The organism is Vibrio nitrifigilis (assembly GCF_015686695.1).
GTDB lineage: Bacteria > Pseudomonadota > Gammaproteobacteria > Enterobacterales > Vibrionaceae > Vibrio > Vibrio nitrifigilis.
Genome location: NZ_JADPMR010000006.1, coordinates 1 through 2,134, shown reverse-complemented (window position 1 = coordinate 2,134; position 2,134 = coordinate 1). Strand labels below are relative to the sequence as shown.

3 protein-coding genes and 1 pseudogene are annotated in these 2,134 nt (G+C 41.6%); 2 read left to right on the top strand and 2 right to left on the bottom strand.

The window, feature by feature from the left end; translation table 11 throughout:
- Positions 1–123 (top strand): annotated as a pseudogene (locus I1A42_RS24380) (elongation factor P); the annotation flags it as partial.
- A 59-nt stretch (positions 124–182) separates the two neighbouring features.
- Here I1A42_RS24380 and I1A42_RS24375 read toward each other — a convergent pair.
- Together I1A42_RS24375 and I1A42_RS24370 are read right to left on the bottom strand one after the other, a co-directional pair.
- Complete coding sequence (locus tag I1A42_RS24375; protein WP_230389931.1) at positions 183–356, bottom strand: anion permease; 174 nt, start codon at positions 354–356, stop codon at positions 183–185.
- 20 nt (positions 357–376) lie between these two features.
- Positions 377–583, bottom strand: a complete 207-nt coding sequence (locus I1A42_RS24370) for a hypothetical protein (RefSeq protein WP_196125791.1) — start codon at positions 581–583, stop codon at positions 377–379.
- A 310-nt stretch (positions 584–893) separates the two neighbouring features.
- On the opposite strand from I1A42_RS24370, the gene I1A42_RS24365 reads away from it, so the two are divergent.
- A partial coding sequence (locus I1A42_RS24365) for a PAS domain S-box protein (RefSeq protein ID WP_196125789.1) occupies positions 894–2,134 on the top strand: 1,241 nt, incomplete at its 3' end.

Below are 2,134 nucleotides of genomic sequence, written 5' to 3'. Positions count from 1 at the left end.
ACTGGCGGTAAACCAGCAACTCTATCTACTGGCGCAGTTGTTCGCGTTCCACTATTCATCCAAATTGGTGAAGTGATTAAAGTAGATACACGTAGCGCAGAATACGTTGGTCGTGTGAAATAATCACACTTCAATGAAAAAAGGAGCGCATGCGCTCCTTTTTGTTATCTGGAAGATAAGGATTAGATTGTTACACCTAAGATACTCCACCAAAGGAGGCCCGAGATCATAAAGATAATCCCGCTGCTAATCGCAATCACCAGACCAATACGCATCCATTCACCATCTGAGTGATAGCCGTACCCCATAAGAAGAGGGTTACGTGCGTGGCTGTAGGTTGCAAGGTTACAACCCAAAGAACTAATACCAGCGATAGCTAACCAGCATTACCGAAGCCAGTTTCTTCTGCAGCCATAGTGGCTAAACGGATGCTTTCACGTAGTGCCGCATCAGCCATGCTTTTTACAATGGCATCGATTTTTTCTTGAGAGAAAGTTTTTAGCACAAGTTGTGCTTGTTTAGCTTGTTGAATTAGGTCAATCGCTTCTTGTACAGAATCGTTAATCACTGTTTCACGTGTCATGGGAGTGTCTCCGGTTTTGTACTCACTATGTTGTGAGCTTTCCATGGCGCGAATAATAACAATGAGGTCATTTAGCAACTAATTCACATTTTAAAAAAATAGCTCATTTTTTAATGAAACGATCTAATGGTTAAAATACGTGATCTAGGTTCGATCTTAATTAACATAATTATATTTTCCTCTTCTAGTTGCTTGATGATATTTGGTTTATTTCAACTGTTTGTGTTTGATAAAACTGACGAATAGGGGTGAAACACGCTAGACTAGCGCTAAGGTCAACTGCCTCTAATTCATTCCTATGGAGTCTTGAATGAAACCGATGAAGAACCTTGCCCAGTACTATGTTGATTTGCTGGTAAAGCTGGGCATATTGCGTTTCTCTATATTATTAGCACTAGCACTGGTTGCTTTAGCTGTGGTGGTGCAGGTTGGTATAACTCTCGCCTTAAAAGGTCATGTGGACGATATCGATATCGTGCGCTCGGTCTTCTTTGGTTTACTTATTACTCCGTGGGCGGTGTACTTTCTTTCTGTCGTGGTTGATCAGCTAGAAGAGTCACGCCAACGTTTATCTAAATTGGTTTCAAAGCTCAAAGATATGCGAGCCCGCGACCAAGTGCTTAATCAAAAGCTTCAGCAAAATATCGTTAAACTGAACCAAGAAATCGAAGAGCGGATTAAAGCGGAAGAAGCTCGCGAAATGGCGATGATCGATTTAGAAGCGGAAGTTCGTCAGCGGGAAAAAACGCAACTTGAATTGGCAGAAAGAACGGCGTTACTTCGTTCTTTCATCGATGCATCTCCAGACCTTATCTATTATCGTAATGCTAATGGCGTCTTTTCTGGTTGTAACCGTGCGATGGAAGAACTCACTGGGCGCAGCGAACATGAATTAGTGGGCTTAACGCCTTGGGATGTGTACCGCAAAGAGATTGCCCAATCAATTGTAGAAACAGACCAAGAAGTTTTTACTAACGATAGCCCTCTTACGTATGAACAGTGGTTAGAGTATCCAGATGGTCGTAAGAGCTATTTTGAATTACGCAAAGTGCCTTTTTACAGCAAAGAAGGCGATCATTTAGGTTTGGTGGGATTTGGGCGTGATATTACTGAACGTAAACGTCATGAAGAATCCTTAGAAAAGGCCAGCCGAGATAAAACCACTTTTATTTCCACTATCAGTCATGAATTACGCACACCACTTAATGGTATCGTTGGTTTGAGCCGTATGCTGCTGGATACGACATTAACTCAAGAACAGCGTAAACAGATGCAAACTATCAATGTCAGTGCTGTCACGCTCGGTAATATCTTTAACGATATTATTGATATGGATAAATTTGACCGCCGTAAATTAGAACTCCTTCCGGCACCACTCGATTTTGAAGAGTTCGTTGTTGAGTTAGAAAGCCTTTCTGCGTTAATGGCGGAACAAAAAGGGTTACGATTTGATCTGGAACGTTTGACTGATTTACCTAAAATTATTGAGGTGGATGCGACTCGTTTACGTCAAGTTTTGTGGAATGTCATTAGTAATGCGATGAAGTTCAC